26 protein-coding genes and 1 other annotated feature are annotated in these 23,202 nt (G+C 51.8%); of the genes, 10 read left to right on the top strand and 16 right to left on the bottom strand.

Features of this window, described 5'->3' with window-relative positions; translation table 11 throughout:
- Positions 1–111: 111 nt before the first annotated feature.
- From ACFO9Q_RS02065 to ACFO9Q_RS02035, 7 genes are all read right to left on the bottom strand, one after another.
- Positions 112–999 carry a metal ABC transporter permease gene (locus tag ACFO9Q_RS02065; protein ID WP_379178169.1) on the bottom strand — a complete coding sequence of 296 codons (888 nt, stop codon included), beginning with the start codon at positions 997–999 and terminating at the stop codon, positions 112–114.
- The gene (locus ACFO9Q_RS02060; protein WP_379178167.1) at positions 996–1,943 is read right to left on the bottom strand and encodes a metal ABC transporter permease; all 948 of its coding nucleotides are present in this window, start codon (positions 1,941–1,943) and stop codon (positions 996–998) included. The genes ACFO9Q_RS02065 and ACFO9Q_RS02060 overlap by 4 nt, the downstream gene beginning before the upstream one ends.
- Positions 1,944–1,949: 6 nt before the next feature.
- The gene (locus ACFO9Q_RS02055) at positions 1,950–2,732 is read right to left on the bottom strand and encodes a metal ABC transporter ATP-binding protein (protein ID WP_379178385.1); all 783 of its coding nucleotides are present in this window, start codon (positions 2,730–2,732) and stop codon (positions 1,950–1,952) included.
- Positions 2,733–2,782: 50 nt separating this feature from the next.
- On the bottom strand, positions 2,783–3,748 hold the full coding sequence (locus ACFO9Q_RS02050) for a metal ABC transporter solute-binding protein, Zn/Mn family (protein WP_379178165.1): 966 nt from the start codon (positions 3,746–3,748) through the stop codon (positions 2,783–2,785).
- 219 nt (positions 3,749–3,967) lie between these two features.
- Entirely contained in the window at positions 3,968–6,022 is a 2,055-nt protein-coding gene (locus ACFO9Q_RS02045) for a peptidoglycan D,D-transpeptidase FtsI family protein (protein WP_379178163.1), read from the bottom strand.
- 70 nt (positions 6,023–6,092) lie between these two features.
- Positions 6,093–7,232, bottom strand: coding sequence for a transglutaminase domain-containing protein (locus ACFO9Q_RS02040; protein ID WP_379178161.1), 1,140 nt, complete (start codon positions 7,230–7,232; stop codon positions 6,093–6,095).
- Positions 7,233–7,268: 36 nt separating this feature from the next.
- Entirely contained in the window at positions 7,269–7,718 is a 450-nt protein-coding gene (locus tag ACFO9Q_RS02035; protein ID WP_379178159.1) for a hypothetical protein, read from the bottom strand.
- A gap of 212 nt (positions 7,719–7,930) precedes the next feature.
- On the opposite strand from ACFO9Q_RS02035, the gene ACFO9Q_RS02030 reads away from it, so the two are divergent.
- The 3 genes from ACFO9Q_RS02030 (at position 7,931) to ACFO9Q_RS02020 (ending at position 9,817) form a co-directional block, all read left to right on the top strand.
- Entirely contained in the window at positions 7,931–9,082 is a 1,152-nt protein-coding gene (locus ACFO9Q_RS02030) for an MFS transporter (protein WP_379178157.1), read from the top strand.
- A 139-nt stretch (positions 9,083–9,221) separates the two neighbouring features.
- Positions 9,222–9,338, top strand: a complete 117-nt coding sequence (locus ACFO9Q_RS02025) for a YjcZ family sporulation protein (protein ID WP_379178155.1) — start codon at positions 9,222–9,224, stop codon at positions 9,336–9,338.
- A 104-nt stretch (positions 9,339–9,442) separates the two neighbouring features.
- Positions 9,443–9,817, top strand: a complete 375-nt coding sequence (locus ACFO9Q_RS02020) for a toprim domain-containing protein (protein WP_379178153.1) — start codon at positions 9,443–9,445, stop codon at positions 9,815–9,817.
- Here ACFO9Q_RS02020 and ACFO9Q_RS02015 read toward each other — a convergent pair.
- Genes ACFO9Q_RS02015 through cyoE form a run of 3 tightly spaced genes read right to left on the bottom strand, consistent with a single transcriptional unit; the run spans position 9,808 to position 12,263 of the window.
- On the bottom strand, positions 9,808–10,734 hold the full coding sequence (locus ACFO9Q_RS02015) for an AEC family transporter (RefSeq protein WP_379178151.1): 927 nt from the start codon (positions 10,732–10,734) through the stop codon (positions 9,808–9,810). The genes ACFO9Q_RS02020 and ACFO9Q_RS02015 overlap by 10 nt on opposite strands.
- Positions 10,735–10,764: 30 nt before the next feature.
- Positions 10,765–11,385, bottom strand: coding sequence for an SCO family protein (locus ACFO9Q_RS02010; protein ID WP_379178149.1), 621 nt, complete (start codon positions 11,383–11,385; stop codon positions 10,765–10,767).
- The gene (gene cyoE / locus ACFO9Q_RS02005; protein WP_379178383.1) at positions 11,376–12,263 is read right to left on the bottom strand and encodes a heme o synthase; all 888 of its coding nucleotides are present in this window, start codon (positions 12,261–12,263) and stop codon (positions 11,376–11,378) included. Before cyoE ends, ACFO9Q_RS02010 begins: the two co-directional genes overlap by 10 nt.
- A gap of 257 nt (positions 12,264–12,520) precedes the next feature.
- Here cyoE and ACFO9Q_RS02000 point away from each other — a divergent pair, with 257 nt between their 5' ends.
- Both ACFO9Q_RS02000 and gerQ read left to right on the top strand, forming a co-directional pair.
- Positions 12,521–12,943 (top strand): cell wall hydrolase, encoded by a 423-nt coding sequence (locus ACFO9Q_RS02000; RefSeq protein ID WP_379178147.1) that lies wholly within the window; start codon positions 12,521–12,523, stop codon positions 12,941–12,943.
- Between the two features lie 41 nt (positions 12,944–12,984).
- Positions 12,985–13,593: a spore coat protein GerQ gene (gerQ, locus tag ACFO9Q_RS01995; RefSeq protein ID WP_379178145.1), complete on the top strand. Its 609-nt coding sequence runs from the start codon at positions 12,985–12,987 to the stop codon at positions 13,591–13,593.
- Here gerQ and ACFO9Q_RS01990 read toward each other — a convergent pair.
- A complete protein-coding gene (locus ACFO9Q_RS01990) occupies positions 13,580–13,867 on the bottom strand; it encodes a hypothetical protein (protein WP_379178143.1) in 288 nt (95 codons plus the stop codon). The two genes, gerQ and ACFO9Q_RS01990, sit on opposite strands and share 14 nt — an antisense overlap.
- Positions 13,868–13,996: 129 nt before the next feature.
- Between ACFO9Q_RS01990 and ACFO9Q_RS01985 the strand changes: the two genes are divergently transcribed.
- Positions 13,997–14,989, top strand: coding sequence for a metal-dependent hydrolase (locus ACFO9Q_RS01985; protein ID WP_379178381.1), 993 nt, complete (start codon positions 13,997–13,999; stop codon positions 14,987–14,989).
- A 146-nt stretch (positions 14,990–15,135) separates the two neighbouring features.
- Here ACFO9Q_RS01985 and ACFO9Q_RS01980 read toward each other — a convergent pair whose 3' ends face one another.
- Complete coding sequence (locus ACFO9Q_RS01980; protein WP_379178141.1) at positions 15,136–15,360, bottom strand: small, acid-soluble spore protein, alpha/beta type; 225 nt, start codon at positions 15,358–15,360, stop codon at positions 15,136–15,138.
- 130 nt (positions 15,361–15,490) lie between these two features.
- On the opposite strand from ACFO9Q_RS01980, the gene ACFO9Q_RS01975 reads away from it, so the two are divergent.
- Positions 15,491–15,673 (top strand): hypothetical protein, encoded by a 183-nt coding sequence (locus ACFO9Q_RS01975; protein ID WP_379178139.1) that lies wholly within the window; start codon positions 15,491–15,493, stop codon positions 15,671–15,673.
- A gap of 5 nt (positions 15,674–15,678) precedes the next feature.
- Here the strand turns inward: ACFO9Q_RS01975 and trpS are convergent, their stop codons facing one another.
- Both trpS and ACFO9Q_RS01965 read right to left on the bottom strand, forming a co-directional pair.
- Positions 15,679–16,668, bottom strand: a complete 990-nt coding sequence (trpS, locus tag ACFO9Q_RS01970) for a tryptophan--tRNA ligase (protein ID WP_379178137.1) — start codon at positions 16,666–16,668, stop codon at positions 15,679–15,681.
- 68 nt (positions 16,669–16,736) lie between these two features.
- Positions 16,737–16,998: a binding site (T-box leader), on the bottom strand.
- 66 nt (positions 16,999–17,064) lie between these two features.
- Positions 17,065–18,090 carry a LysM peptidoglycan-binding domain-containing protein gene (locus ACFO9Q_RS01965; RefSeq protein WP_379178135.1) on the bottom strand — a complete coding sequence of 342 codons (1,026 nt, stop codon included), beginning with the start codon at positions 18,088–18,090 and terminating at the stop codon, positions 17,065–17,067.
- Positions 18,091–18,397: 307 nt separating this feature from the next.
- Here ACFO9Q_RS01965 and ACFO9Q_RS01960 point away from each other — a divergent pair, with 307 nt between their 5' ends.
- Both ACFO9Q_RS01960 and ACFO9Q_RS01955 read left to right on the top strand, forming a co-directional pair.
- Positions 18,398–19,435, top strand: a complete 1,038-nt coding sequence (locus tag ACFO9Q_RS01960; protein WP_379178133.1) for a permease — start codon at positions 18,398–18,400, stop codon at positions 19,433–19,435.
- A complete protein-coding gene (locus ACFO9Q_RS01955) occupies positions 19,432–20,322 on the top strand; it encodes a TIGR03943 family putative permease subunit (RefSeq protein ID WP_379178131.1) in 891 nt (296 codons plus the stop codon). Before ACFO9Q_RS01960 ends, ACFO9Q_RS01955 begins: the two co-directional genes overlap by 4 nt.
- 137 nt (positions 20,323–20,459) lie before the next feature.
- On the opposite strand, the gene ACFO9Q_RS01950 is transcribed toward ACFO9Q_RS01955, so the two are convergent.
- A complete protein-coding gene (locus ACFO9Q_RS01950) occupies positions 20,460–20,867 on the bottom strand; it encodes an O-methyltransferase (RefSeq protein WP_379178129.1) in 408 nt (135 codons plus the stop codon).
- A gap of 227 nt (positions 20,868–21,094) precedes the next feature.
- Between ACFO9Q_RS01950 and ACFO9Q_RS01945 the strand changes: the two genes are divergently transcribed.
- A complete protein-coding gene (locus ACFO9Q_RS01945; RefSeq protein WP_379178127.1) occupies positions 21,095–22,360 on the top strand; it encodes a methyl-accepting chemotaxis protein in 1,266 nt (421 codons plus the stop codon).
- A 13-nt stretch (positions 22,361–22,373) separates the two neighbouring features.
- Here the strand turns inward: ACFO9Q_RS01945 and ACFO9Q_RS01940 are convergent, their stop codons facing one another.
- Entirely contained in the window at positions 22,374–23,174 is an 801-nt protein-coding gene (locus tag ACFO9Q_RS01940) for a (2Fe-2S)-binding protein (protein ID WP_379178125.1), read from the bottom strand.
- Between the last annotated feature and the right edge of the window lie 28 nt (positions 23,175–23,202).

The following is a 23,202-nucleotide window of genomic DNA, read 5'->3' as shown; positions in this document are numbered from 1 at the left end:
GGTTAGTTTATATGGATATGTGAGAAGCGTACTCTCTTCAGGCGGGTTATATACAATAGAAGCAGCCCCTGGGGTCTATGTGACCCTCTGGAGCTGCTTCTATTCACTTCCTTAATTAACCTTGCTCTGCTGGGAGAGCCTTCGCTGCCGCAGCTTCTTCGCCGCAAGCCCGTGAGATGGCGAGAACAGGAGCGCCAGGACGAATAATAATCCTGCTGCGCTAACCATACAGCCAGCTATTGAAGCGTCCAGCAGGACTGCTGCTCCATAGCCGATAATCGTGCTTAGAATGCCGACCGCTACACTAAGCCCAATCATCATGCCGAGCTTGTCGGTCAAGAGATAGGCCGTAGATGCAGGAATGATGAGCATGCCGACGACGAGGATCGCTCCAACACTCTCGAAGGAAGATACGGTCGCCATGGAGACCAGCCCCATGAGCAGATAATGGAATAGAGCAACCGGAATACCGAGAGCCGCTGCCAAGGCGGGGTCGAAGGCGCATAGCTTGAACTGCTTGTAGAAGAGGCCTATGACCGTCACGATTACGAGCAGAGTGAAGCCCAGCAGCCATACCGCCTTCGGTCCCATATTCACACCGGACCACTCCCATGTGTTCCAATGCACATAGGCAATCTCGCCGTACAGGATTGCATCTTGATCCAGATGCACCTGTCTCGCGAACAAGCTCACGAGCAGGACGCCGACGGCGAACAAGGTAGTGAACACAACACCGATCGAGGCATCTGACTGTATCCCGCCTGACTGGAACAGCTGAATCAGGAAGGTCGTCAGCAGGCCGAATACGAGGGCCGCCGTCATCATGAGCAGCGAATCACGCGAGCCGCTCAGCAGGAAGGCAATGACGATGCCCGGCATAACGGAGTGGGAGATCGCATCACCAATCATAGCCATCCGGCGAAGGACGAGGAACGCCCCTAATATTCCGCTGCAGCTGGCAACGAGCGCGCCCGTCAGCAGAATCCAGAACTCACTCATGATGCAGCCCCTCCGTTCATCTTCTCCTTGCTAATCTGCAGAGTATCAGATGAGGCGAGGAATGACTTCCTCACCCGTGTACGAGCCAGACGCTTCGCAAGCAGCCCGCGCTTCGGACCGAAGCATACGGATAAGCTGAACAATACCGATGCCGTCAGCACCGTCAAGGGTCCAGTAGGCAGACTCGCAGCTGTCGAGGAGATTAACGTGCCTACAGCGCCGCTCACCGCTCCGAACACTCCGGAGATGATAACCATCAAGCTTAGCCGATCGGTCCAATAGCGAGCGGACACAGCAGGGGTAATGAGGAGGGCTGCCACGAGCACCACACCTACCGCCTGTATGCCGACTACGACGGCTACCACCATGAAGAACATGAGGAGCTGCTCGAGGAAGGCAACCGGGTAGCCCAGCCCCTTGGCGAAGCCTGGATCGAACGAGATGAGCTTGAATTCCTTGAACAGCAGCGTACATACCGCTATCATTAACCCGCAGACCACACTCATGGTCAGCACATCGGAGCCAATCATGGCTGCGGCCTGGCCGAACAGGAACTTATCAAGTCCACTCTGATTCCCGTAGTCGCCGTGCTGGATAAGGGTGAGCAGCACGATGCCGAAGCCGAAGAAGCCCGACAGCACGATGCCCATTGCCGCATCAGGCTTAATGCGTGTATGCCTCGTAATGATGCCCATCCCCATCGTAGCGACGACTCCTGCCAGACCAGCTCCAATCAAGAATACGAGAAGCGACTTCACCCCTGTCAGCATGAAGGCAATACATATGCCCGGAAGCGCCGCATGAGCCAGCGTATCTCCCATCAAGCTCTGCTTGCGCAAGTAGGAGAAGCAGCCGATTACCCCGCTGCTAAGCCCAAGAAGGGTGCAGCCGAGGAAGATCCACTGCATATTAGGATCACGTAATAACGAGAGCAGCTGTTCCATGACGAGTCACCCCTTCCTGCCGGCCGAAGAAGAACCGACGCTCCGGTCAAGGAATGCTAATCGTCCGCCGTACGTGCGCTGCAGCTGATCCTGCGTGAATACCTCAGGTGTTGGTCCGAAGGCTTGCAGCTCTACATTGAGCAGCATGACGGAGTCGAAGTAATCCTCAACCGTAGCGAGATCATGATGGACGACGATGACGGTCTTGCCCTGCCCCTTCAGCTCTTGCAGCAGCGTAATAATCGCCTTCTCCGTCGCCGCATCAACCCCTGCGAACGGTTCATCCATGAAGTACAGCTTCGCGTCCTGGGCAAGCGCCCTGGCAAGGAACACTCGCTGCTGCTGACCTCCAGACAGCTGGCTAATCTGCCGCCCTGCGAAGTCAGCCATCCCGACCTTCGATAAGCATTCCATCGCGATGGCCTTCTCCTTGGATCTCGGGCGTCCGAACCATCCTAGATGGCCATAGCGCCCCATCATGACGACATCGAGCGCATTCGTCGGGAAGTCCCAGTCAACCGACTCCCGCTGCGGGACATACCCCACCAGCTTGCGCTGCTCCTTGTAGGGCTTGCCGTATACGAGTACTTCGCCGCTGAGAGCTGGCAGCAGTCCAAGCGTCGCCTTCATGAGCGTAGACTTGCCTGCTCCATTCGGTCCAACTACCCCGATCAGCTCGCCTTCCTTCACATGGAAGGATACGTGCTTCAGCACAGGCTTCTTCTGATAGGCGACACTCAGGTTCTGTATGCTTAATGGAGATATGGCTGATGCTGCCACAGAGTCCATACCGTCAACTGCTGCTTGTGTAATCATGGTTGGTTCCCCGCCTTCTTATCCTATTTCAACGCGTTCACTATCGTATCTACATTATGCTTAACCATCCCGATATAAGTGCCCTCAGGCGTTCCTGCATCTCCCATCGCATCGGAGAACAATTCTCCGCCGATGGTCACTTCATGTCCGAGCTTCTTCGCGCCTTCAATGACGGACTCGATCGACTTGCGAGGGACGGAGGATTCAATGAATACCGCCTTGATCTTGTTCTCGACGAGGAAGTCACGCAGCTCGGAGACGTCCTTCGACCCGTATTCGGACATGGTGTTCATCCCCTGAAGCCCCATCACCTTCATCCCGTATTCGTCACCGAAGTACCCGAACGCATCATGCGCGGTAACGAGAATACGGCTCTGCTCCGGAATGAGGCCAACTTGTGTGCGTACGTACTGATCGAGCTCTTCCAGCTTAGCCATGTATGCAGCCGCTCTGTCCATATAGACTGACTTGTGAGCTGGATCCTTCTCCACCAATGTATCGCGAATGACTTCTGTAGCCGACATCCACAGCTTCACGTTGAACCAGATATGAGGGTCATGCGAATAGTTGCCCCCTTGTGGATTGGCTCGGAGCGACGATTCCGGAATCTGGGAGGAGACAGCGACTGTCGGCTTGCTCTTCTCCAGACTCTCGAACATCTCCGCCATCTTGCCTTCCAGATGAAGTCCCCCGTAGAAGATGACGTCTGCCTCATCCAGCTTCTTCACATCACCTTGGGATGCCTTGTAGAGATGGGGGTCAATGCCAGGTCCCATCAGACCGACTGCCTCAACATAATCGCCGCCTACCTCATTCACTACATCGGTAATCATACCGATCGTTGTCGTAACCTTAAGCTTGCCGCTGCCCTGCGCAGGTGTGCCTTCCTCTCCGCATGCTGACAACAGTAAGGAAGTAATCGTTAGGAATAAGATCGTCATGATGAATCTTTTTAAGGCCGAATTCGCTCGGTTCGCTTTACGCATCATTGATTCCTCCACATTGTATGAGTTAGGACTTGCCCTCGTGAACATAAGTTAGTTTACTGCCTCTTTTTTTATATTATACAAAAAAGTTTCTTTAATGCAACTTTTAATCCAAATTTTTTTATGGAGCCTGGCCGCCCCTCCCCCTCTATCCATAACAAAATAAGGCTGCATCAGGTCATTCACCTGTGCAGCCTTGTACGGACTAATACTGGGCTCATTCTACTGCTCTGCGTTGCCTTCTCCCGTATCCGCTGTGCTGCTCGCTGCATATGCAGCCTTGTTAGGCTTGCCATACAGGCCAACTTCAGCATCATAAGCATCGAAGATCTGGCGGGCGATTGGTGCCGCGCCCCATCCGCCGAAGCCGCCGTCAGGCACAACAACAGCCACAGCCAATACTGGATTCTCTGCTGGTGCGTAAGCGATGAATACAGCGTTATCCACCGTCTTGCCACCAACATCTTGCTGAGAGGTACCGGTCTTCCGGTTGAAGGAGTACTTCACCCCGTCGAAGCCCTGCACGCCAACCTGCGACATCCCTCTCTCAACCTCATCCCAATAAGCTTCGGGGAGCTCCACCTTATTCAACACTTCGGGCTTGAAGCCTTGCACGACCTTGCCAGCAGCATCCTTAATCTCGTTTACGAACTGAGGCTTCATCCGCTTGCCGTGATTGGCAAGCATAGAGGCGTACTGGGCTAATTGAAGCGTCGTATACTTCCCCATCTGTCCGAAGGAGGCGAACACCAAGGAGGCTTGCACACTTCCTGCCTGCTTAATATTGGTATAATCGATAACGCCATTAGTCTCACCAATTAATCCGCTCTCTGTGGACACACCTAGTCCGAACTCCTTCATGTACTTATCCCATTTATCAATAGCGGCTTCGCCTTCATACTTCTTGTACAAGCCGTTGCCGATCATAGCGGCCATGAACGGGTTAGAAGACTTGGCAATCGCCCGAGCTGGGTCGAGTGCGCCATAGACATGATTCTGAGCGTTGCGGATGGGCTGTTCATGCCCCTTGCGGCCGAAATAAAAGACTCCCCTGTCCTGATACGTAGATGAAGTAGAAAATAATTTCTCACTTAACCCTACCAAGACGGATAAAGGTTTTAACGTGGAGCCAGGCGGTACGAGTGAAGAAGGATGCTTCTTGAATTCCTTAGGATCATCATAATGCGTATACACTTGGCGAATGGTACCATTTTTGTAGTAGGACTCGATGTTTTTGAAGTCAGCGTTGTTTTTGATGCGTCCTCCTGCCCAAATATTAGGATCATAATCAGGCATACTGGCCATTGTAACGACTTTACCAGTCTGTACTTCCATCGCTACTGCAAATCCTGTTTTTGCATAAGGTGCTCTCTCCGCACGCTTATTTGAATTTCTAAGCTGCTTCAGGTGGCTCATAATCGCTTCTTCCGTTTTTACCTGTACATTTTTGTTAATCGTGAGATACAGATTATTGCCTTTCTCAGGATTCGTTATCTGCACAGGACCAATAATGCGCTCTTCCGCATTAACCGGGTACGTTTTCAGCCCGTTTTTGCCACGGAGCTGATCCTGATACATGAATTCGAGTCCATCTTCTCCTACATCCTCTTCATTCAAATATTTGAGCCGAGGGTCTTCCTCTTTCAGCTTTTCCTTATAGAAGTCAAAGGTTTCCTTCGCGCTCTGGAACTTCTTCAGATATCCGACTAATTGAACGGCAATGGTCCCTTGATCATAGTTCCTTACACTCTCTTCCACGATATCTACGCCGGGGAACTCGTTACGATTTTCCAGGAAATACGCAATCTCCTTCTTCGTTAGACCGGTCTTGATCCGTCTAGGGGTCGACATGAAGTTCCTTCGGAAGGTGAGGTCCATCTGCTCAATAATATCTTCCAGTGACATCGCCTTAGCAGGGTCTCCATACTTGTTGAACACCTCGAGCAGCTTATTGGCATACGCCTCATACGACGCGGTCTCCTTCGTATTGAAGCCGGGCTGTATCGTGAAGTACAAGGTCTGCGTTGATGTAGAATAGGCGATCGGATACCCGGTGGAATCATAGATATTGCCCCGTATCGGGGGTATCTTAATCGAGTTCGTTCCTATATTCGTCCCTTCCTTGGCTAAGGCCGGCCCCTCCACGAACTGAAGGATGGCCAGGCGAACGACGAGGATGCTGAATACAGCGAATGTGGCAAAAAAGAATAAGTTCAATCGAAAGGAAAAATGTCTCCGGTTAATGATCTCCCGCTTCTGCGGATCATCATCATGCATGCCGTCTCACCTCATATCTCATATCTCAATATATCCCGATTATTATCATCTCTTCACTAGAGCTCTCTATCTAAGCTTCCCTGATATGGGTCGCATCAAAGTCCTTCGGATTAAACCAGTCTCCTGAGGAAGCCCAGGTCGCATCAAGCGGTACCCATTGTCCGCCCAGCTTCACTTCATTCCACGCATGAGGGCCGAAGCCGCCGCGTCCATCTGCGCCAAGTCCAGTAACCACCTGCACCTCTAAGCCGGCAGTACGGGCCATCATGGCATACAACCGGGCCACGTCGATGCAGACACCCTTGCGCGATCTGAACGTGTCCTCAGGCGTCTGCTCCTTCCATACCCCGCGCTGCTCATAAGCACGAGCCTTATCCCAATCATAGGCTATGCGTGTTCCCAGCCAATCATACAGCGCTCTGGCCTTGACTTCATCGCTCGGCGAATCCTTCGTAATATGAAGGGCTGCCTCTTCAATCTCTGCTGGTACTGCATAGTCAATCATCTCGTACTTCCGCTTGAGAATGTTCTGGAATTCGGTCTGTACTGCATCAGCAAGTACAGGTCCACGCCCGCTCAGCACATCACCTGCGACAGGACCGAGCAGCTGGGCAGTCTCCTTGTATAGAGCGGAATCTTCAATGCCCTTCACGAGCGGGCCGCCAGGCATTAGAGACACGTAGATGAACAGAATTCCGAGCAGGAGGAAGGACCTTCCCGATCCATGCACAGCTCCAAGTACTGCGCCAGTGACACGGCTCGAGGCACGTCCAAGCAGCTGCTCCTCCCGCCGCCGGGGAGCGTCGCCAGCCTTGCCTGCCACAGCGGTGAACAAGCCCAGGACGAGCGGCGCTAGGAAGGACAAGACGAATCTTAACAGCGAGTAGAGCAGCAGGAAGAGCAAGCCGAACCGCAGCAGGGCGAAGTCTCTCACGCTGGTGACGAAGGTATACCAGGCCTGTGCGAACGGCTTCAGCTCTTCCTTCGGCACTTCTACTCGCTGACTCAGCCAGTCTGCTGCAAGGGGAGATAACCAGGTGGCAAGCTGCCAGGACAGCAAGATACAAGCGAGGACGACGACGGTCTCCCAGGCAAATAAGAAGAGACGCCTCGCGGATCCCGATGCGCCTCTTAACATGCCTTGAAGGAGCGAACCGAAGATAATGAGCAGCACGACAAAAGCAACAGGCTCACGTTCCGTAAGCGCCAAAGCCCAATCTGCTATGTTCATCATCTCCTTGCTGCGTTAGCTGTTCTGCTTCGCCGTATCGATCAGAGCTCGAACGGTCTCATCTATCTTCCATGTGCCTAGCGGCGTACCGCGGAAGTTCACGCTTACTTCATTCTGTCCCGGCACCCCGCTTAGCTCGAGGTTCTTCGTCTTCACCGTATACGTTCCGTCCGCGTTGTTCACGAAGGTAGCCTCCGACATCTCGCCGGCCATTGCATCAATCGCCTCTTGCTTCAAGCCCTCCGTAACCTTGCCCGTAATCTCCTTCACGTCATCAAGCGTATATCCGCTGTAGAGCACGACGCCAATAATGATGACCGCAGCAAGCGCCCACTTGACGACAGTCTTCACAATCCGGATAACGATGAACAGCACAAGGAGAGCAATGACAAGTACGAGCCAATGCTCCTTGAAGAATACGGTCCATGTGTTCCAGTCATAGGATGCGATATCGAAATTATTCATCTTATACTCCTCCATTATAACGCGTCCAATGCTTCAATACAAAACATTATACCCCACCCCCATAAACGCGTAAACACGCCTTTTGCGTAAGCTTGATAGGGGGCATATCTTGTCCGTCTCCGGCGTACAAGTAGTAGAGATGAGATAAGAGGAGCAGGGCCGCAAGGCGCACTCGCCTGCGTGCGGACTATAAGCTCCGAGGAGGGAATCCGATGAAAGCTGCAATATGGCTCTATCTGTTCTTATTCGTTGCCTTCTTCGATCTGCACGCGCAATATCCGATATTGACTCCGTTCGCTGTCTCGCTCGGCGCTGCTCCATCGTTCATCGGGCTCATGATGGGGATGTATTCCATTACCCATCTGCCAGGCAACCTCATTGCCGGCTACGGGGTAGACCGATATGGGAGCAGGCTGTTCATCGTGTTCAGCTTAATGGCGGCGGGCATCATCCTGCTCTTGCAATCCAAGGTAACCGACCCATGGCAGCTGCTCGTTCTAAGGTCAATCAGCGGGTTCGTCCTGGCATTCCTCTCCCCCGCCTGCCTGTCCCTGCTGGCAAGGATGACTACGGACCGTGCGAAGCAAGGGAAGCTGATGGCGGGCAATGGTCTCGTCCATACCCTAGCATCGGTTGTCTCTCCAGCAGCAGGTGCTTACCTTGTCTCACAGATTGGCTTCACAACGGCGTTCTACGTGCTGGGCTGGATTCTTATTGGAACGGCAGCGTGCGCTATCTTCTTCATTAGAGACATCCGATTACAGGAGGGAGAGCAGCCGGCAACCCCCTCAACTCCATCTCCTGTACCCGTTGAAGATGCGCCTATGCCCTGGATAATCTACATTCTTCCTGTCGCCTTCTCCTGTGCACAAGGCATCCTCTCCTTCGAGCTGCCGCTCATGGCAACGGATGAATCCTCCATGCTAACTACGGGGTTATTGTTCTCGGTCGTCAGTATTGGCGCTCTCCTTACGTTAAGCATGCTGTTCCTGAACCGCATAGCCCCCTTCTCTCGAACGCTGTGGGGCTCTCTGGCACTTGCCGTCATCTACTTCGCGATCGCAGCAGGGGTCCCGCTCCCACTTGCCGTCATGCTCCTTCTGATTGGAATGGCTAAGGGAATTATTCTTCCCGCGCTATCTACGCTCCTCATCGAGCTAAGCGGCGGAGCGCGTTACGGGCGTACCTTCTCCGTGCTCTCCATCGCCTTCTCCATCGGCGCATTCCTCGGACCGATGCTGGCAGGTCAGATGAGGGAGCTCGTATCCCCTTATTACATCTCCTTCGTCGCCCTTATGCTGGCCGTCTCCATCCTCCCTTTTCACAACTCCCGAACCGTCAGCTCCCGCACCCATTTTTCATGAAAAATGGGTGAATGCACGGGGGCGCATGCCGCTCCTGTACATATACTGCAATATGTCAAATGGCCATACCGCATCAGGTTAAACGTCAAGAAGGCAAGGTCATTTGACCTTCACCAGTTGAAAGAGGGGTGACATCATCATGTCTCAATGTGTTGAGGGAACAAAATTCGGACACGGCGGATACAACAGCATCGGAATTATTCTGGTTCTGTTCATCCTGTTGGTCATCATCGTCGGTACGGCTTGGTTCTATTAATAGTACCCTAATCGCCCCGCATCTGGCGGCTTGCTACTTGCAAGCCGTCTATTTGCTATAATAAGGAGGACAAGCATCCGTTAGATAGGAGTTGAAGGGGCAGGATGGATATCACTATCGTGGTGGAAGGGAAGAATGACAAGAGCAGGCTGAAGCGGGTGTTGAATGATGAGATTGCCGTCTACTGCACCTACGGAACGCCCGGAACGGATCGAATCGATCGGCTCCGCAAGCAGGTTGGCAACAGTCAGGTCTATATCTTCACTGATAATGACGCTTCGGGCCGCAAGATACGCGGCATCCTGCGTGACGCCTTCCCGGACGCCGATCATATCCATACGCGCCGCGGCTATCCCGGCGTGGAGAAGACTCCGCCCGAGTATCTGATTGAGCAGCTCGAGAAGGCTGGCCTGCAAGAGTATATCCTCTACCCGGAGCCTGATCCGTCCCCTCGCTGGAGCAAGGAAGATCAGATCTGAAGCAGCGCAATGACGGAAGCTACGGTCACGATGCTGAGCAGGGTAGATAGGAACACCGCCTGCGAAGCGAATTCGGCTTCATTGTCGAACTCCACAGCAAGCAAGACGGAGCTGAGCGAGGTTGGCACTGCCGAGGAGACAATCAGGGCTGCGCCGGTCAAGGAATCAATGTCAAGCGCCCATACAACCGCAGCTGCCAGCAGCGGCCCCCCAATTAATCGAAGGCCATTGGAGGTCAGCACATCGGTCACTAAGGCTCGATCGAGTCGCCAGCTCATGCTGCCAAGCTGGACGCCAAGCGTGAGCAAGGCTGTGCCTATGAAGGCGCTAGCGAGATAGCCAATCGGCGTCATGGCGAACTGCGGAAGCGGAATGCTGAAGCCGCGGAGCAGGAAGGCGAGCGGAATGACATAGATAATCGGCTGCTTCCGAATGGTACGCATAATGTCCCGCCAGTCGCTGCGATGCGAGGTTACATTGTAGATCCCATAGGTATTAGGGAGCAGAGATTGCATCATCATAATAATAATCTGAATCGAGAGGGTATACGGATTGGCTGCGAAGGCGAGCTGATTCAGCGGAATGCCATAGTTGGCGCTATTATAGAAGAGCACACTGTTGCGCATCGCACCGCGTCTGCCGCCCTGGAGCCCTCGCAGCCGAACAGCCGCTTCCACAGCGGCGTATTGCAGAGCCATGAACAGCACGAAGAATAGCAGCACTTGGCCGATAAGCGACCAAGAGATATCTGTTGTGTACAGCAGCTGGAAGATGATTGCTGGAGAGAATACATAGAAGTTGAGCTTCGACAGCGTCTTCATATCAAGAGAAAAAACCCGCTGCACGATGACGCCAATAGCAATCATCACCGACAGCGGGAGTACATTATGGAGCAGGATATGAGCGAATATCGTCATGATTGCATCGTCTCTTTCTCTAATGCTCTATTATTCTTGTAAAATAATGTTGAAGTCGTCCATAATGGCATCGACCGTTAGTTCTTCCTTGGCACTGGCGTTGATCCACTTACGGATCTGCCCTCTCTTGTCCACCAATGTAATGACGTTCATATGGGTATATCCTGCGGATGCTTCGTCCTTAATGACAGATACTCCGAAGTCCCGTGCCAGCTTCATCGAGGCGTCCTCCGTTGCAGGTCTCAGGAATTCCCAGCCCTTGGTCGTATCTACATCCAGCCGATCTGCGAACTTGCGAACGGCTTCAGGGGTATCCCGCTCAGGATCGAACGTAATGGACAGAATCTCCGCTTCCTTGCCTAAGCTCCCGTCCTCCTCCAGCTTGTCCTGCACTTGCGACAGCAAGTACGTCGTAGGCGGACACACATCCGGACAGTTCGCGAAGTAGAAGTAGACGATCCTCGCCTTGCCGTTCGTAGACTCCAGCGACACTTGCTTCCCGTCCAGATTCGTCAGCTCGAACGCTGGCGCAGGCTGATTCAACGGCAAGGTCCGCTTCGGCTCCATATTCATAATGAACAGATAGATGCCCATAGCAGCACATAGAGTAAGGACGGCAATCTTGAAGCCGTGCTTGCGTATTACACCCATCTCGTATCTCCAATCATAACCAGGAAGACGAGCATCAGATAATTCACTGAGATAATGAAGTTAACCTTCGCCCACTTCTCCGTATTCTTCGCCTTGAATCCAGTCAGCGTATGAATGAACCAGACAATCCCTGCAACGATCGATATCGTCAGGAACACATAACCTACATATCCATAGTAGAAGAACAGAATACCTAACGGGATGAGCAGCACGATATAAGGAATCATCTGCTTCTTCGTTCTCTCAATCCCCTTCACGACAGGCAAGAGCGGGAATCCCGCTGCACGATACTCCTCCACGCGGCGGATAGCCAGTGACCAGAAGTGTGCGGGCTGCCATAGGAATAGCAAGGCAAATAATATCCAAGCCCCTGCATCCACCTCATTGGTGACTGCACAATAACCGATGACAGGCGGCATTGCACCGGATATTCCTCCAACTGACGTACTCCATGTTGACGTTCTCTTCAGCCAGATGGTGTAGACGACAATGTAGACGAACCAGCCGAGCAGGCCAAGCCAGAACGTAAGCGGCCCAGTCAAGAACCATAGTACAGCTAGTCCAACAATCCCCAGTATAATGCCATAAGTAAGGACGAAGCGGGGACTTAGACGTCCTGTTGCGGTTGCGCGGTCCTTCGTTCTCTCCATCTTCTGGTCCATCTCACGGTCCCAATAATTATTGATGACACAGGCAGAAGCCATGGTAAGAGCTGATCCGACGAGCATCCATAGAAGCGTCAGCATCAAGGGCCAAGAGAAGTCCCACTTCGCAGCAACCCAGAATCCGCCGAACGCAGCAATGACATTAAGCCGTATGATGCGCGGCTTCGTTAGGGCAATTAAGTCTTTAAGCACAGAGCGAGCCTCCCGAGTTATGCGACCAAGCGCTGTTAATCGCGCTTATCATATCATTTCTTAGATCGGTTCTAATGATATCGGAAATACCTGACGTTGACAATGTTCGAGCTTTTTTATTCAATAATTCGCCATTAGAACTTGAACATCTGATGTCACTAAACAAATTGGAACCATTTCCTGCTGTGCCCAATACAATGTGTTGTAGCCCACAGGCCCAGAAGCTTCTCATGTCTTAAGCAGTATCCCCTTCGCGAGAGGAGGTGAATGATTCATCTATGGCCGTCATCAAAACAACCTCTGAAGATACAAGAATGCTCGCAAGACTCATGCGCGCGGAAGCTGAAGGAGAGGGCGAGCTCGGCATGCTCATGGTTGGCAACGTCGGCGTGAACCGTGTGCGCGGCAACTGTCTGGACTTCCGCAACATACGTTCCATACCGCAGATGGTCTTCCAGAGCCCGGGAGGATTCGAAGCTACCCAGAAAAGCTACTTCTACCAAAAGGCTAGGGAAAGTGAGATTCGTCTAGCCAAACGAATGATTAACGGCGAGCGCCAGCATCCTGCCTCGAATGCCTTATGGTTCTTCCGTCCGGCAGGCGGATGCCCTGCGACATGGTATGACCAGACGAACAGCGGACGCTTCAAGAAGCACTGCTTCTTCATCCCGACCCGTACCGACTGTCCGAGTGTGTACTAATACATGGATAACCCTACAAAATGAAAGTGAGGATCTAACTCATGTCTAACGGTTATGGTTATGGATATGGCAATGGCAACAAAAATGCAGTGAGCCCTTATCAAACGGGCGGTTACGGCAACGCCAACGCGAATTGGAACTATCCTGGTGTAGGCGGTCAGATGAATCCTCCAGTCCCTATGCCGCTCCCTGCACCTATGCCTTATCCTGTTGCGCAGCCAGCGGCTCAAGCGCTGGGAGGAGCACAGATGATGCCACCTGTAGGCGTACCTAGCGGCTCATTCGTTACTCCAGCAGGAGGCAACGTCGTAACTGTGCCCGTTGTAGAGGAATCGTATGTGGAAAATATATTGCGGCTTAACCGCGGCAAGCTGGCCACCTTCTACATGACGTATGAGAACAACAGAGAATGGAATGCCAAGGTGTTCAAAGGCAAGATTGAAGCGGCTGGCAGAGACCACATTATTATTAGCGATCCGACAACAGGTATGCGCTACCTGCTGCTGACACTTAACTTAGACTACGTTACCTTCGATGAGCCTATCGCGTACGAATATGCTTTCCAAGGCAATATCATATCCAACCTAACGCCAACTACAGTGAGTGGGTCAGGCACAGCTGCGGTAGGCACCATATCTACTGGGCGTTAATCCGCCGGAATGTCCATACATGCAGCTTGGAGACTCCCCCCGGAATCCATGCTGTAATAGCAGACCAAGAAGAGCGCTCCCCGCAGCGTTCTTCTTGCACTTGCAAGGCCTCTGCTTCTGTTGCCGCGTGCCATACCTCGACGAACAAGTTCGGCTGATTCGTTCCTTCGTATACTTGTACAGCCTTCTCTCCTCTGAGCAACCCTTCCACATAATGCAGGTACTTCTCCCTGTACTCCTGTGCGATCTTATATTCCGCCATGCAGGTATACATTTATTATTCCCCCTCACTAACTTACTATGGTCATATAGGTCATAAAGTTGGTCTATTCCACAGATACTATATGTGCAGTATACCACCTAATCGTCTGCTGCTAATTCATCTCTGAAGGAGGAGAGGGCGCTGGACACCGGAACACATCTCGTCATGGGAATCGGCCTCGCCGGCCTCGCAGCTATAGATCCTGTCGTTGCAGCGAATCCAGCCATTCACACTGCTGTCTTCTTCGGGACGGTTGCCGGATCGCAGGCTCCAGACCTAGACGGTCTCTTGCGATTGCGCGGCAATGCCATCTATATTCGGAACCACAGAGGCATCTCCCATTCTATTCCAGCCATTGGTATATGGACAATCCTGATTACAGGAATTCTTCAACTCCTCTATCGAGGAAGCTTGCCATGGCTGCATGTCGGAGGCTGGACCTTGCTCGCTGTCATCGTCCATGTGTTCAGTGATCTATTCAACACGTATGGGACACAAGCGATGCGCCCATTCACCGATCGTTGGATCTCATGGAATATTATCCATATCTTCGATCCGGTCATCTTCACCTCCCATGTCATCGCTATCCTTATATGGGCTTCCGGAATGGTAAGGCCGGTCCATATATTCCCTATCCTCTACTTGTTCACCATGATCTACTATGTATGGAGAACTTGGGCGAGGGGGAAGGCGGAACGCAAGATTGCACGGCTGGATAGCGAGATGAAGAACGATGCCGCGATCGGCTACATCGTTATACCTACCATCTCCCTCACGAACTGGAATGTAGTCAAGCACCTGGGGGACGGCAGCTTCGCTATTGGCCATCTAAGGGGCTCCACGCTAAGCTGGCTCGACTATGCCCGCTGCTCCGAGCATGAAGCGGTAGAGCTGTCGAAGAATGATCCGTCGATTCGTTCCTTCCTCTACTTCACGAAGTTCGCATGTGCACAAGTGAAGGAGCATAGCTGGGGGTATGAGGTGAGATGGTCAGATGTGAGATATCGCCACCGCAAGCAGTATCCATTCGTTGGTGTACTGCTCATGGACAAGCATTACAAGACATTAGGATCATATGTAGGATGGCTCAGCGATGAGCGGCTCACGAAGCGGCTCGGTACGAACAGCTATTGAACTCCCTCTCAGCATTGACGCATGGTGCCCCTTCCTTCACAATAGAGGGGGCTGTCCGTGCATGTTAATTGTTGCATATGATACGTGAAAAAAGCCCAAGGTTCCCCTTGAGCTCTCGTAACTTGAGCTTTGTGTATATGGATAACTTAACGGTAACCGCCGGACAGTTGTTGCTCCGCAATTTGTACCAGTTTCTTCGTGATGTATCCGCCAAGGGAACCTGCATCACGAGTTGAAACGTTGCCATAGTAGCCGTCAGCTGGAATTTGTACGCCTAGCTCTTGAGCGGCTTCCATTTTCAACTGATTTAGAGCTTGCTGTGCTTGAGGAACGACCAATTGGTTGCTGCTGCGTGAACCTGAACCTGCCATGTGGAATTTCTCCTTTCGAATCCTGCACTGTGATGTGTTGTTGCAAACTTATTATGTGCAGGGTCCTCGAAACTATTCGGCCTGTTATAAAAAAATATATTGAACTTTATTCGAAGGAGAGAATCCGCAAATGTCCAAGTCCTTATCCCTATTCTTCTCCGTTGTCGGCGTCCTGTTCATGTGCGCAACAGCGATGACTCTCAGCTACAATGGCTGGCTAGCCGCCTTGTTCCTGTTCCTCTCCATCGCGACCATTGCTGCCGGCTTCATTACGAAGGCAAGGCTTCGCAGACGTGGTCATGGGAGCAGCTAGCTTCCCTATCCTCTTGGGAGCAGGAAGCCCATTCGCTCCTTCACCTCTGCCAAGGTGCGATCTGCAATATTGGAAGCTTTCTCTGCTCCCTGCTTCAGAATCTGATGAATCTCACCAGATTCCCGAATTTCGTGGTACCTGGCTTGCAGCGGCTCGATGACGGAGATGACCGCTTCTGCCAGGTCTTTTTTGAACGAACCATAGCCTTGGCCTTGATAGCGCTCTTCAATCTCCGGAAGAGTGAGATCTGCGCAATGGGAATAGATGCTCATGAGATTGCTGACCTCTGGCTTATTCGCCGGATCGAACCGGACTTCCATGCCAGAATCGGTCGTTGCTCTTGCAATCTTCTTGCGAATAACATCAATTGGATCGAGCAGCGCGATGAAGCTTCCCGGATTCGGATTGCTCTTGCTCATCTTCTTGCTCGCATCGTCCAGAGACATAATTCTTGCCCCTACCTTATGAATATAAGGCTCTGGCGTCTTGAAGTATTCTCCGAATCTGGAATTGAATCGCTGCGTCAGGTCACGTGTCAGTTCAATATGCTGCTTCTGATCATCCCCCACTGGTATGAGATCCGCATGGTAGATCAGGATGTCTGCCGCCATCAGTGTCGGGTACACGAACAGGCCTGCTCCTACTGATTCCTTGCCTGCTGCCTTGTCCTTGAACTGAGTCATTCTCTCCAGCTCGCCCATGTTAGCGAGTGTCGTGAACAACCAGCCCAGCTCGGCATGCGCTCGCACATGGGACTGGATGAAGACACTTGCCTTGCTCGGGTCGATTCCCGCAGCAATATACAGTGCTGCCAGTGCCTCGGTCTGCTCGCTAAGCGCAGCCGGCTCCTGCGGGACCGTAATAGCGTGCAGGTCAACGACCATGAAGAAGCATTCCTCGGTCTCTTGCAGCTTAACGAAGTTCTTCATCGCTCCGATATAATTGCCTAGTGTCAGCTGGCCGCTAGGCTGTATGCCTGATAATACTCTGCTCATTGTTCACTCTCTCCTTCATTCCCTCTATTGAATTGCTCCCTGCGAACGACAAAAAAAGGCCTCCCGTCGTAAGGGACGAGAGACCGTGGTGCCACCCTAATTCGCTAAAGATGCAGCCGCTGCTGTCAGCAGCCTGTAATCAATTAGCCTTGAGCTCCGTAACGGGGAGTGCCGGAGAAGCATAGACAGCGCTGCGCCCTTATGTAGGGAGGCTGTGTTCCGCTCTCTGCTCCAGGATCCATTCAGCTAAGATGCTTGCACCGGTTCACAGCTCCCACCGGCTCTCTGAGGCAAGCCTTCCTGCTTACTTGTTCCCTTCACTGCATTTACAACGATTATACCGCCGGAAGCTCTCTTGTCAAGGGACAGCAGTCCAGCAGCTATCCAGCTCGCGGATTAGGCGTGAATGAATACTTTGGTTCCCGTCGGAATCGTGCTGAACAGCCACTCTACATCTTGATTGAGCATACGGATGCAGCCGGCACTTGCATGCTTGCCAATGGATTGTGGCGAATTCGTGCCGTGAATGCCGTATTTCGTCCCTTGCGTATTAGGAACGCTAAGACCGAGCCAGCGGCTGCCAAGCGGATTATCAGGGTCACCTCCTGCTATTCCTCTAGCTGAGTACCACGGGTTCTTCAGCTTAGTCATGATCTCGAAGGTTCCTGTCGGTGTCTGCCCTCTCCGCTGACCGCTCGCGATGCTGAAGCTCTTCTCCACCTTGCCGCCAATCTTCACATACAGCTTGTTGGTTGTCACGTCAATCTCGATCGTTCGAATGCCTTCACCACCTGCTGTAATCGTTCCGCTGGACGCTGGATGGGTCTCCCCCATGTAGAACGGGTTAGGTATACGCAGCTCTTGGCCGAGCTTGATCAAGCCCCCCGCTCCCTCCAGGCCGTTCGCCCCCGCTATTGCCGCTTGATAATCCGCCAGATTGTAATACTTCGACGTCAGGCTGTACAGCGTCTCACCTGATCGCACGAGATGGTTGCCTTCACCTGCCGGCAGCGGGATGCGAAGCTTCATGCCTGCCTTCAGATCCTGCGAGCTCGTCATCTGGTTATATTGCATGAGAATCGTTAAGTAATAACTGCGGCTGAAGTATTGGCCTGCAATCGCATACAAGGTATCTCCTGTCTTCACTGTATACTGGTCAAGCACGAGCGGATTGGTAAGCTTGAGGGAAGCCCCCGCTTGCAGCTTCACCTTGGAACTCATTCCGTTCAGTCGGGCTACCCGCTCGAAGTCACTGGTTAGATAATAACGCTTGGCTATTCCATACCACGTATCGCCCGGCTTCACTTCATAATCCATGCTTAGCGATGGTTCCTTCTGCAGAGCTGCCTGCATGGCAGCTGGATTACCCAGATTACCCATGATTACGATCATGCTAATTACGATACTTAAGACCAACTTCAACGAATGACTCCACGAACTACTCAACGACGACCACACCTTCTGTATTTTATTTATGCGGCTGACAGCATTCGACGACATTCGGAAGCAATCCTTCATTTTTGAACACTGCTTAATCAAATTCATTCTTTAGTCGTACACATACAAATAAACCTGCATAAAGCAGGTTCTAGAGAACTGGTTCAAAAGACATGAGTTGACGCAAGAGAGCTGACATGATGACAAGTTAATTTAAGTTGTCCTATGGTCAAGGTTGTTCGCATAGACTATACTAATAATCGTAATCCTTACAATAAAGAGAGGGAATCAGATGACTGCATTTTTTTACCGCTTCGGCACTCCGATTCTGGGGATAGGCTGCCTAATTATGATCATCATGATTGCCGTGAATCGGCAATTGCCCGACCTATACATAGGAATGGAACAGCTGCAGACGTTCAAGATCTCATTCATCAGCCTAATCTTAGAAGCCTTCCCCTTCATTCTGCTCGGGGTCATCTTCTCTGCTCTTCTTCAAGTATTCGTGACGGATGCCATGATTCAGAGATTAACACCGCGCAATCCGATTCTTGGTGTCTTGTTCGGAGGGCTGCTCGGTCTGTTGTTCCCACTGTGTGAATGCGGCATGATTCCTGTCGTTCGCAGGCTGATTCGGAAGGGTATGCCTGCATACATCGGGATTGTCTATCTGCTTGCGGGCCCGATTGTCAATCCGATTGTGTATACCGCTACATACACCGCGTTCCGAACGACGCCAATCATTGCCTATATGCGGATGGGCTTAGGCTTCTCCATTGCAGTCCTTATCGGCTTGGTGCTGTACAAGTTCATGCGTACGAATCCGCTTAGAGAGACGGCAGCAGCCGTGGATCCCCATTATCATAATCATTCTAATCACCATGTCCATCATCATGGGAATGCGTCAGGGCCAGCTTCTCCCAAGCTGCCATCCCGCATTAGCTCTACACTCGGACATGCTTCTGATGAATTTTTCGAGATGGGCAAATATCTTATATTCGGTGCCCTGCTCACCGCACTCATTCAGACCGTGCTCGATCGTGATACACTGGCGAGCGTCGCGGACGGCCCCTTCACTTATCTGTTCATGATGGGGTTCGCCTTCTTCCTGTCCATCTGCTCGACATCAGATGCATTCATCGCCTCTTCCTTCAGCGGCATGTTCGACAGCGGTCCTCTGCTCGCCTTCCTCGTGTTCGGGCCGATGGTTGATCTCAAAAATACATTAATGCTACTATCCACCTTCCGCGTCCGCATCGTCATCGCCCTTATTGTGATGGCAGGCACGCTTGCCTGGGCCGGAGCGTGGATTACGGAGGTATTCCTATGAGTCATCATGTTATCCGGGCTGTAATCCTCACAGCCTTCGCCATGTTCATCGTATATCTCGTCAGGACAGATCAGATTATGCTCTATATCGCTCCGAGAATGTTGTTGTATGTGAAGCTGTCCGCAGTAGGACTATATGCAGCAGCTATCTACCAGGTATATGCCGCACTGCAGAAGCGAATGGGCCGCTCTGTTGCGGATTGCGGCTGCGAGCATGACCACGCCTTAGAATCGCCGCCAGCTTCCCTGAAGAATACTCTGATCTACGGATTATTCATCTTCCCCTTGCTGTTAGGCTTCCTGTTGCCTAATGCGACACTAGGCTCAGCAGAAGCAGCCCGCAAGGGAATGAGCTTGACCAGCACAGACTTCGTTAACCGAACAGGACCGGGGCCAGGAGCTGCTTCGGGAGCTGCTCCCCTTCATGCTGATTCTAATGACTTAGACGCTATGTTCCCTTACGATGAATACACGAAGGGTCACGCAGAGCTTGGCAAGCAGCTCTATGAACAACCTGTTATCAATGTCTCAGACAAGCAGTTCATCGAGACCTTAACGACGCTGGATCTATACCGCAGGCCGCTGATTGGCAAGACCGTCGAGCTGACCGGCTTCGTCTATCGGGAAGAGGCTATGCCTTCTAATCAGTTCGTAGTCAGCCGATTCGCTATGAACTGCTGCTCTGCAGATGCACTGCCATACGGAGTCATTGTTGAGCTGGACAACGCTGCTCGATATGCGGATGATCAGTGGGTGCGTGTCAGCGGGATACTAGGCACAACGACTTATCAAGAGAATGAAGTCATTAAGCTGGACGTCACTACGATTCAGCAGGCTATTGCTCCGGAATCGCCTTATGTATATGCCGACTTGGATTTTGGATTGTAGTAACAAAAAACTGCAGCTATAGGATATATATTCCTGTAGCTGCAGTTTTTCTATATATATGGAATGGAGCCTTCAATCGTATCCCCATGAATCTTCTCTATGTAAGGTGAAGCTGTTACTTATGGGCCTTACAGTCACTACTCAGATACATAACCGAGTGATGGATGCTTCGGCTGATAGCGGTAATTCCAGTTCGCAGTGTTGTAATTGGATTCATACATAATGCTTGCCGACCAGGACCCAGTGCTGGGCCGAACGGAGAAGTCATACATAATCTCTCCATGAGTCCAGTTAGCCTTGAGCTTCAGAGCATCAATCGCCATCTGCCTAAGTGCCTGTACTTGCTGGGCAGTCATACCTCCGCCAGCTTGCTCGATCTCGCCATTCTTGCATTCAATCGGATTATGGCGAATGCCATACTTGCCAACTGAGTTGTTGCGTACATGAATCATGATTGTCCCGGCTGTAGCGCTCTTCAGCTCGCCTTCCAACTGGCGGAATACGAAGTCTACCTGTCTAGCTAGTGATGTGGTTTCCAGATTCATACTAATCGCCTCCTCCCAATAGATTAGTCATGTTGTTACCATCTAGTTATTAAGTCCCATTATATGACAAGATTATTGGTATGACAACATATATTTTACACATTTTTCACAATATATCTATCAAGTTCCAACAGGATCCTAGCTTCATCGCTATCGTTCGACAACGATAGACGAGTATCGACGGAGATGCTATAATATGGTTATTCGTGTAAAAGGAGCGCTTACATATGGTCCAATGGTACTACTCGTTATCCGTAAGATCCAAGCTTCTGTTAGCCGCTTATCTCAATCTCATCTTGCTCTCCACAGCCATGATTATTGCCTTGATGGTCACAGGTGGATCTGTCTTCACCGGAATTGTAATCGCTATCATATTAGCCGCGGTTATCTATCCACTTACCGGATTCGTAGAGAAATCCATGCGAGACTCCTTCGATGAGATGTCCAGTGCAGCGTTCCGTATAGCCAAGGGAGACTTCACGCAGAAGATCGACACCTCCTCCTCCTCTGCCCTTGGAGAGCTTGGCCATGCCTTCAACAGCATGATTGACAAGCTTCGCGAGATTCTAACAGAGACCTCCAGCATTACTAGACATGTATCGGATACGAGCCGCAGCATATTCGATAAGAACAATGAGATTAAGACTGCGATGGAGCAGGTTGCCGCTTCGGCTAACGAGCTGGCTACCGGCGCGAATGAGATATCCGAGGACGTAACCGACATGAGTGAGTCAATCCGTGAGATTGAAGAGAAGGTGTCTGCCTACGCATCTTCATCCAGAGAGATGAACGACCGCTCGGAGCAGACGCTTCAGCTTGTAGGCAAGGGGCGCGAGGCGCTGGACAGCCAATCGGAGGGAATGCGCCGCAACGTAGACGCTACTGCCAGAGTATCAGAGACCATCGAGAATCTCGCCCTTCAAGCCAGAGGGATATCAGCCATTACTGCGACGATCTCCGATATTGCCGAGCAGACCAATCTGCTCTCGCTTAATGCCTCTATCGAAGCAGCTCGTGCAGGAGAGCATGGGCGGGGCTTCGCTGTAGTCGCACAAGAGGTACGTAAGCTCGCAGAAGAATCGAGCCAGTCAACGAAGGAAGTATTCACTCTTGTCAAGAGTATTGACGATAGCATCAGACAAGCTATAGAGCATATGAAGGTGAACGAGGAAGTCGTCCATCTGCAGACGGAACGGATTCGCGAATCTGAGCATGTATTCCATGAGATTGCGGAGAGCGTTCAGTTCATTACAGGTCAGATCTCCACGTTCGCCCAAGAGAGTGACGTGATGCTTGAGAGTGCTCGCAGCATATCTGGCGCCATTCAGAACATCTCCGCCATCACCCAGCAATCCGCGGCTGGCACGGAGCAAGTATCAGCCTCTATGAATGAGCAGATTGCATCCGTGCAAGCTGTAGTTGGAGAGACTGAGCGCATGCTGAACATGGCAACTCAGCTTCAACGGACCATTCAAGTGTTCAAGATGAAGTAAGTAGTAAGCTCGACTAAGACGAAGCTGACGCTTGTGATGGATTCCGGTAGGCCATTCGTTGACGGAGCCTGTCTTCCTCCTTCAGGCGAGGACAAGTATAACAATACTCCCCGCCCTCAATCTTGTAGTATAGGCAGCAGCCGTACTTCAGCCGATAGGTGGCACAAGGATCCGTCAGCGATTCGGTATACTGGAAGGTGACAGCTAGAGGATTCGAGCTGCGGCCGAACGTGGACGGCGGCAGCTCATGCATGACAGTGTACATAGCCGCTAACCGGTTCCTCTCGTCCTCATCCGAAGCGCAGGCCATTAACTGCTCACAGCTGTAGATGAGATAAGTTGGCAACTGGCTCCATAGCAGACTCAGGCGAGCCGTTCCCGCTACGGCAATTGCTTCGAATAATGGCCTGACTGTATTCGAGATCAGCGCTGACAGCATCTCCTTGCTCCACTCAAGCCGATTCACATCCCCGCCTGGTTCCAGCAAGCTCTGCTGCTTCAATTGCCACACGACTTGATCCTTGCTTATATATGCGGTCAAGTTACTTAGAGACAAGTCCGGTATTGACTCATGAAGAGCAAGTGAATAGATAGCGGCCATCATCGGATTGATCATCCATCTAGCCATGTAGACCTCGCCAGCCTCTTGATCCACTCCTCCAATTAATGGGTAGTAGATGGCGAGCACCTCTGCTAGCGCATTAGGATCAACAAGCCGCTCCGCAGACACATCCAGCACCGCTCCGTGCTGGGGACGATACCTGCTCACGTTCAACTTCTCTTCTAAGACGGACCATAACTTGTCCTCATTCATTGTATTCCCTCCACATTCCAACCGCTCC

This window comes from Paenibacillus sp. GCM10023252 (genome assembly GCF_042653305.1).
Lineage (GTDB): Bacteria > Bacillota > Bacilli > Paenibacillales > Paenibacillaceae > Pristimantibacillus.
Note: the sequence above shows the minus strand (reverse complement) of the source record. Positions and strands in the feature narration are given on the sequence as shown.